Raw genomic sequence first — 805 nt, 5'->3', positions numbered from 1 at the left:
CCGGCAGCGGCTGGTCCAGCCGAAGGTGCGCTCGATCACCCAGCGACGGGGCTGAACCGCGAAGCCTTGTGCATCCGGAGCACGGCCGACCAGCTGGACCGTGACGGGCGTCGCGGTGGCGACGCGCTCCCCACGTAGGCGCGATCCGCGTAGCACAGCGCAAGGAAGGGCCACGGGCGCCGGGACGCGCCCAGCAGCGCAATCCCGCCGTGGCTGTCGTGCAGCGAGGCGGGCGAGACGGCGGCGAGCAACAGACGGCCGTCGGTGTCCACCAGTGCGTGCCGCTTGCGGCCGACGACATGTTTGGCCGCATCGTAGCCGCGCACACCTGCGACGCCGACGCCGCCCGAGCGGATGGCTTGCGTATCCACCACGGCGGCTGTGGGCGAGGCCTACCGGCCCGTCCGCTCCCGGTCGGCCATGGCGAGCGCATGAGCGCTGCGCTCAAAGGTGCCCGTGCGCGCCAGACGGAGGAGCCAGCGCAGCGTCGTCGGCCAAGGCGGGAAGTCGCGCGGCAGGTGCCGCCACGCGCAGCCGGTGCGCAGAACGGAGAGGATGCCGTCCAACACCGCCCGCATCGGCCAGCGCCGTGGTCGTCTGAAAGGGGCGGGCGGCGGCAGGAACGGCGCCACCAACGGCCACTCGGCATTGGTCGGGCGTGTTGCATAGGGCTGGCTTGGGCGCGCAAGCTGCGGCCGGGTGGCGGGGTCCACATGGGCGACCTCGGAGGACATACAGACATCCCTCGAACGCACGAGGCTGCCGCCGCTCACCCCATCCGCGATCCATACGAAACCGTTCCGAA

1 pseudogene is annotated in these 805 nt (G+C 72.0%); it reads right to left on the bottom strand.

Features of this window, described 5'->3' with window-relative positions:
• Positions 1–734 (bottom strand): annotated as a pseudogene (locus JTJ31_RS24920) (IS5 family transposase); the annotation flags it as partial.
• Between the last annotated feature and the right edge of the window lie 71 nt (positions 735–805).

Source organism: Sabulicella rubraurantiaca (assembly GCF_017355885.1).
GTDB classification, from domain to species: domain Bacteria; phylum Pseudomonadota; class Alphaproteobacteria; order Acetobacterales; family Acetobacteraceae; genus Roseococcus; species Roseococcus rubraurantiacus.
Note: the sequence above shows the minus strand (reverse complement) of the source record. Positions and strands in the feature narration are given on the sequence as shown.